Source organism: Cohnella silvisoli (assembly GCF_021190915.1).
GTDB classification, from domain to species: Bacteria; Bacillota; Bacilli; order Paenibacillales; family Paenibacillaceae; genus Cohnella; species Cohnella silvisoli.
In genome coordinates this window covers 37107-44043 of the sequence record NZ_JAIOAP010000030.1, presented here as the reverse complement: position 1 = coordinate 44043, position 6937 = coordinate 37107, and the positions used below count along the sequence as shown (strand labels likewise).

Below are 6937 nucleotides of genomic sequence, written 5' to 3'. Positions count from 1 at the left end.
GACGACCTACCTTCGCCAGCCCCAGTAACCAGTATGGACAATATTTTCATTCATCAGTGGTGCCGCGTAGCGGCATGTAAGTCTTATATGTTGAAATAGGGTACTGATTTTATACTTTCTTATATGTAAAAAAAGCTCCCACGAAGGGAGCTCTTTAAGTTTTAACCGATTAGCAGTCGAAGTAGAGGCCATACTCATAAGGATGAATGCGGATAGCGACCGCTTTAGCTTCGCCGCGTTTAACGCTAACGTAGTTCTCGATGAATTCTTTCGTGAATACGCCGCCTTCGGTCAAGAATTCGGAATCGGCTTCCAGAGCGTCAAGCGCTTCGTCCAAAGTTCCCGGAACGCTGCGGATTTCTTTCTTCTGCTCGTCGGACAGCTCGTAGATGTTCGTGTCGAAAGGACCATAACCAAGAGCGGATGGATCGATTTTGCGTTTGATTCCGTCCAGACCCGCCATCAGCATCGCTGCGAAAGCAAGGTACGGGTTAGCCGTGGAATCCGGCGTACGGAACTCGATGCGGCAGCCTTTAGGCGTAACCGCTGCTACCGGAATGCGTACTGCCGCGGAACGGTTGCCTTTGGAGTAAACCAAGTTAACCGGCGCTTCGTAACCAGGCACGAGACGTTTGAACGAGTTCGTGGACGGGTTCGTAAGAGCGATCAACGCTGGAGCATGGTGCAGGATACCGCCGATATAGTGCAGCGCCATCTCGCTCAGGTTGGCATATCCGCCTTTTTCATAGAACAAAGGAGTGCCGTCGTTGAAGATCGATTGGTGAACGTGCATACCGCTGCCGTTATCGCCGAAAAGCGGCTTAGGCATGAACGTTGCCACTTTGCCGTATTGGCGGGCTACGTTGTGCACGATGTATTTATATTTCATCAGGTTGTCAGCGGTAGTCGTAAGCGTATCGAAACGGAAGTTAATTTCCGCTTGGCCTGCAGTCGCCACCTCGTGGTGATGACGCTCGATGCGAAGGCCCGCTTCTTGCATGAGGCGAACCATTTCGCTGCGGATGTCTTGTTGGGAATCAACGGGAGCAACCGGTACATAACCGCCTTTGACGCCGACTTTGAAGCCAAGGTTGCCGCCTTCTTCTTTGCGGTTCGTGTTCCAAGCCGCTTCTTCGGAATCTACGAAGAAAGAGGAAGAGTTCATTGTGGACTCATAACGAACATCGTCGAAGATGAAGAATTCGGATTCCGGCGCGAAAAATGCAGTCGTACCTACGCCGGACTTTTGCAAGTATTCTTCGGCTTTATGAGCGATAGAGCGAGGATCGCGCTCATAACGTTGGCCGTCAGGCGTATGGATGTTGCAGATTACGATTAATGTCGAGTGAGCTGTGAAAGGATCCACGTATACGGAATCCGTATCCGGCATCATAACCATATCGGATTCTTCGATACCACGGAAACCGTGGATGGATGAACCGTCGAATGCTACCCCGTTAACGAACGTTTCCGCTTCGACTTCGGTAGCCGGTAAAGTAATGTGATGAGCGCGACCTGCAAGGTCGATAAAACGGAAATCAACGAACTCGATGTTCTTTTCCTTGATCAAATCCAAAACTTGCTGTGCAGACATTTGAATTTCCTCCCCATTTCCGAACATTAAGTGTGTGAAACCGATCGATTGTTCAACTTTTCACCGAACTTATGAAATTATTATAAAACTACCGTATAGGAGCGTCAATAGATATGTCAGGTATTTTTTGTGGGTGTGTGAGCATTGCTTACACTCTTCATGAAAAATTCATAAATAGGTTTTATCCCCTATAAGGGATTGTAGCGGCAGCAATTTCGGAATCCAGCTCCGCCTCGTAACGTTCCCGGATTTCTGCGGTCCAATTTAATTTTTCAGCCATGACGCTTATTACCTCATCCTTCCAATCCCGAACCCCGCTAATGTCAAAAAACAGCATACCCGTGCGGCGAACGAAAAAATCCGAAGGCGTTACCGTCATTTCTTCCTCCATGGCGAATATGAGCTCCGCATATAATTCTATGGGCATTTCATTTAACTTAGTCGCTTCCATAGAACGCGCAGCCGCTTCATAGATATGCGGGGCGTTCGCGCCATATTTGCGCGCCAGTTCAACCGCAACCGATTCCGGCAAGCCAGCACGCCGTCCTTCAACAGCGCTGCGATCGATAAAGGCGGCGAATGATGCGGAACCGCCAACATCCCCGCCTGAAAGAGGCATGTTCCGGGTCAGGCACGCCCCGAATTTCAACCCTTCACCGCCAAGAACATTTGCCACGCGATCCACGACCGTTTCCGCCATTTTACGATAACCTGTCAGCTTTCCTCCACCTATGGAAATAAGCCCAGTCTCTGAATGGAATATTTCATCCTTCCGGGAAATTTCCGAAGGCTTTTTGCCTTCCTCATGGATAAGCGGGCGCAGGCCGGCCCAACTGGACTCGACATCCTCGGCAGTCAGACGCACATCGGGAAACATCGGGTTCACCGCGTCCAGCAAATATCGCCGATCTTCCTCCGTCATCCGTGGGCTTGCTTTATCCGCGTTATAATTCGTGTCCGTCGTTCCTACGTAAGTTTTACCGTCTCGAGGAATGGCGAATACCATTCGGCCGTCCGGCGTATCGAAGTATACCGCTTGATGCAGCGGGAACCGAGCGCCGTCGAAAACCAAATGCACGCCCTTGGTCAAGTGGAGGGTTTTACCTTTTTTGGAGCCGTCCATCTCGCGAAGCGTATCGACCCAAGGGCCGGCGGCGTTCACGACGGCCTTCGCATGAATCCGATACTCTTGACCACTTACTTGGTCTTCGACTGTGACCCCTGCGATTTGACCTTCTTTATAAATAAAACTCGTTACTTTCGTGTAATTCACGGCAAGCGCGCCTTTCTCCGCCGCTTTCTTCATGACTTCAATGGTCAAACGCGCGTCGTCGGTGCGGTATTCCACATAATAGCCGCCGCCAAGCAAACCGTCTTTTTTTAGAAGCGGCTCTTTGCGAACCGTATCCTCCCTGCTTAGCATTTTACGGCGCTCATCCTTCTTCACGCCTGCAAGGAAATCGTAAACCGCCAGCCCGATCGAGCTGCTGAACCTGCCGAACGTCCCTGCCTTATAGATGGGGAGCAGCATACGGACAGGCGTTGTAATATGGGGACCGTTCTCGTAGACGATCGCCCGTTCTTTGCCGACTTCCGCGACGACTCCGATTTCGAGCTGTTTCAAATATCGTAATCCGCCATGCACCAATTTCGTCGAGCGGCTGGACGTTCCCGAAGCAAAATCCTGCATTTCCACAAGCGCCGTCTTCATTCCACGTGTTTGGGCATCCAGAGCAATACCCGCTCCGGTAATCCCTCCTCCGATTACGATCAAGTCGAATGTTTGCTCCGCCATACTCTGCAATCTTTCGGTTCTGCTGCTAGCTGAGAAAAGTGTGTTCATCGTAAACTCCTCCTTCGAATCAAAAAAAACCACGAACTAGCTCCTCGGCAAAATGCCGCAAGAGCAGTCGTGGTTGTCTCCCGTTCTCCAACCTAACTATTAACTTATATGTGTATTATACGCCATAAGTGCCTTATTTGAAAGCTGCTGCAGCAATAACGGCCTTTTTCCAACCTTTGACCAATTCGCTTCGGCGCTCTTCGTCCATCGTCGGTTCAAAGCGCTTCTCCACCTTCGCCTGTCCGCCAAGATCCTGCTTATCTTTCCAGTATCCAACGGCCAGTCCCGCCAAATAAGCGGCTCCAAGCGCTGTCGTTTCCTCCAGCGTCGGACGTTCGACCGGCACTCCGAGCATATCGCTTTGGAATTGCATGAGAAAATCATTTCTTACGGCTCCGCCGTCCACTCGCAGCTTAGTGATGTTAATGCCCGAATCTTCTACCATAACCTCCGCTACGTCTTTTGTCTGATATGCGATCGACTCTAGGGTCGCACGTATTAGATGCGCTTTCCCTGTCCCCCGCGTCAGTCCGAATACCGCTCCTCTTACGTCGCTATCCCAATAAGGAGTCCCTAATCCAACGAATGCGGGCACCACGTAAACGCCGTCGGTCGAATCGATCTGCGCGGCGAATGTTTCGCTCTCGGCAGCCGTTTCGATGATCTCAAGCCCGTCTCTCAGCCACTGGATCGCGGATCCTGCAACAAAGACGCTGCCTTCCAGCGCGTATTCGATTTCTCCGTCCACGCCCCATGCGATTGTCGTAAGCAGCCCATGTTTGGAGCGGACCGCTTCGCTGCCGGTATTCATGAGCATGAAACATCCCGTGCCGTATGTGTTTTTGGCCATGCCCGGTTCAAAGCATTGCTGCCCGAACAAAGCCGCCTGTTGATCTCCCGCCGCTCCTGCGATCGGTACGGCCACTCCTCCGCAGCATGAAGGATCCGTATGACCGTAAACTTCGGAAGACGAACGGACTTCGGGCAATAACGCAGCAGGTACGTCAAGCAATCCCAGCAAGGTACTATCCCATCTTCGTTCGAATATGTTGTACATTAACGTTCGGGAGGCATTGGAATAATCTGTAACATGAACAAGCCCTCCGGACAAATTCCAGATCAGCCATGTATCGATCGTTCCGAAGAGCAATTCGCCTTTACTCGCGCGTTCTCTCGCCCCCGCCACATGATCCAATAGCCAAGTGACCTTCGTTCCGGAAAAATAAGGATCTATCCGTAATCCCGTGCGCTCGCGAATAACATCTTCATGTCCTTCGAGCTTCAGCTTGTCGCAAATATCCGCCGTTTGCCGGGACTGCCAAACGACCGCATTGTGAATCGGTTCGCCCGTATGTTTGTCCCATATAACCGCCGTTTCCCTTTGGTTCGTAATTCCGATAGCCTCGATCTGGGTCGCTTCAATGCCAGCCGATAATAGAACGCCATCTATGCACTCACGAGCCGATTCCCATATTTCCACAGGATCGTGCTCCACCCATCCCGGTTTCGGATAAATTTGCCGTATTGGCTTCTGGTGTATCGCAACCGAATGCCCCTGGCGATCGAATACGATTGCCCGCGTGCTCGTCGTGCCTTGATCCAACGATAAGATATAGGATTCCTTCATGTATTACTCCTTCCGAATACGAAATTCAAGGCGCGTAATGCTTCCACAGTTCCGATCTCGATGTCGTAACAGCCGTAGCTCCAGCCGCAACCGCATTTTCGACGTCCTGAACCGTACGGATCAAACCGCCCGCGAATATTGAAATTCCGGTCCTCTCATGAACTTCACGGATAATATGCGGCATAACGCCTGGCAGCACTTCAATGTAATCCGGCTTCGTGCGTTCAAGCAGCGTATAGCTTTTCTCCAATGCGTTCGTGTCCAGCAGAAACAGACGTTGAATGGCTAACAGCCCGTTTTGCTTCGTTTTTATAATGACATTGGCTCTAGTGGAGATCAAGCCGGCCGGCCCGATCATTTGACATAGAAACTCAGCCGCATATTCGTCGTTTTTCAAACCTTCGATTAAATCCGCATGAAGCAGCATTTTCTTGTGATGAGCTTTCGCCAAGTCGACGATGCTCTTCAGTTGGCTGACATGACTGTCCAATAACACCAAATATTCATAGGAGGACGAGATGAGTTTCTCGAGATCTTTCATTTTGCGAACTGCCGGCAATATTTGTTGATTATGGAATGGCATTCTTTTTTACCTCCAAAAAAAGAATCACACCATTGCCAGTCGGTATACCGATAGCAATCGATGTGATTCTCCTTGTTCTCCATCACGAAATATTAACTTGTTATGATTGTAGCGCGGAAAGCTAATGGTGTCAACGCGATTACCCTATCCAGCAATTACTCCAGATTATTTAACCCACGTCGCGAATGCTTCCGCCGGATCCTTCTGCGTATCGAACTTCTTGCCGAGAAGCGGAGCGAGCTGCTCCAATTCCTTGAGCAATTTGGCGAACTGATCTGGGAATAGCGATTGAACGCCATCTCCGGTCGCCGAATTGTCCGGATCGGTATGCATCTCAATGATCAAACCGTTTGCCCCAGCGGCTAAAGACGCTTTAGTCATCGTCTCGACTAGCTCGCGACGTCCTGTCGCATGGCTCGGATCCGCAATGACGGGAAGATGGGACAATCCTTGGATGACGGGAATAGCGGTTAAGTCGAACGTATTGCGCGTGTAGGTTTCAAACGTACGGATACCGCGCTCGCACAACATTACGTTAGGATTGCCGCCCGCCAAAATGTATTCGGCCGCATTCAGCCATTCGTCATAAGTGGCGCTGAATCCCCGTTTCAGGAGTACCGGATTCTTGATCGTACCCAGCTTGCGCAATAGATCGAAGTTCTGCATGTTCCGAGTACCGACTTGCATGATGTCCGCATATTCGGCGCATACATCGACGAACTCAGGCGCCATGACTTCCGTAATCGTCAGCAAGCCGTATTTGTCGCCCGCATCCTTCATCCACTTCAATCCTTCGACGCCTATGCCTTGGAAGCTGTAAGGACCGGTACGAGGCTTAAACGCGCCGCCTCGCAATACCTGTCCGCCTGCGGCTTTAACTAGACGAGCAATTTCGTGGATTTGCTCAGGCGTTTCCACCGCGCAAGGTCCACCCATGACAACCAGGTTGTCTCCGCCGATCTTTACGCCTTTCACTTCGATGATCGTATCGTCAGGGTGAAAATCGCGGCTTGCCAGCTTATAAGACTTGGAAATCTTGATCACGTTCTCTACGCCTTGCATAGAACGGATATGTTCCGCCAACGACGGCTCCGCTTTGCCGATGATTCCGATGACGGTGCGGTCAGTACCGCGAGAAACGTGCGCTTGCACGCCGGTTTGTTCAATATGGCGGACGATTTCGGCAATGCGTTCTTCCGCAATGTGCGGGGAAGTAATAACGATCATGACATTCACGCTCCCGGTTGATTTAACGCGTATACGCTTAAACGCTTACACGCTTTTAAGCAC

The 6937-nt window shown here is 50.8% G+C and carries 5 protein-coding genes; all 5 read right to left on the bottom strand.

Annotated features, from left to right (window positions below):
• Positions 1 to 169 precede the first annotated feature (169 nt).
• The 5 genes from glnA to aroF all read right to left on the bottom strand — a co-directional run bounded on the left by glnA (position 170) and on the right by aroF (position 6874).
• Positions 170 to 1594, bottom strand: coding sequence for a type I glutamate--ammonia ligase (gene glnA, locus K7P76_RS32510; protein WP_232190258.1), 1425 nt, complete (start codon positions 1592 to 1594; stop codon positions 170 to 172).
• Between the two features lie 181 nt (positions 1595 to 1775).
• Complete coding sequence (locus tag K7P76_RS32505) at positions 1776 to 3437, bottom strand: glycerol-3-phosphate dehydrogenase/oxidase (RefSeq protein WP_232190257.1); 1662 nt, start codon at positions 3435 to 3437, stop codon at positions 1776 to 1778.
• Positions 3438 to 3570: 133 nt separating this feature from the next.
• On the bottom strand, positions 3571 to 5064 hold the full coding sequence (gene glpK, locus K7P76_RS32500; RefSeq protein ID WP_232190256.1) for a glycerol kinase GlpK: 1494 nt from the start codon (positions 5062 to 5064) through the stop codon (positions 3571 to 3573).
• A gap of 25 nt (positions 5065 to 5089) precedes the next feature.
• Positions 5090 to 5647, bottom strand: coding sequence for a glycerol-3-phosphate responsive antiterminator (locus K7P76_RS32495; RefSeq protein ID WP_232190255.1), 558 nt, complete (start codon positions 5645 to 5647; stop codon positions 5090 to 5092).
• A 165-nt stretch (positions 5648 to 5812) separates the two neighbouring features.
• A complete protein-coding gene (gene aroF / locus K7P76_RS32490; RefSeq protein ID WP_232190254.1) occupies positions 5813 to 6874 on the bottom strand; it encodes a 3-deoxy-7-phosphoheptulonate synthase in 1062 nt (353 codons plus the stop codon).
• Positions 6875 to 6937: the final 63 nt, after the last annotated feature.